Genomic DNA, 226 nt, shown 5'->3' with positions numbered 1-226 from the left:
CGCTTAATAAAACTTTTACTTCTTCCAGATTGTTAAAGAACGGTACTACTTAAACCTAAGCGTTTGCGCTTACGTTTAACCAGTATCTAACAACAGCCGATAAGTGTGGACATTTGAGTCTGATGCCGACTCTAGAAAGGAGGTGATCCAGCCGCACCTTCCGATACGGCTACCTTGTTACGACTTCACCCCAGTCACGAATCCTACCGTGGTAAGCGCCCTCCTT

1 rRNA gene is annotated in these 226 nt (G+C 46.0%); it reads right to left on the bottom strand.

Annotated features, from left to right (window positions below):
- Positions 1-135 precede the first annotated feature (135 nt).
- Positions 136-226, bottom strand: a 16S ribosomal RNA gene (locus GTP41_RS26990); the annotation flags it as partial.

The organism is Pseudoduganella guangdongensis (assembly GCF_009857475.1).
In the GTDB taxonomy this organism is placed as follows: Bacteria; Pseudomonadota; Gammaproteobacteria; order Burkholderiales; family Burkholderiaceae_D; genus Rugamonas; species Rugamonas guangdongensis.
Note: the sequence above shows the minus strand (reverse complement) of the source record. Positions and strands in the feature narration are given on the sequence as shown.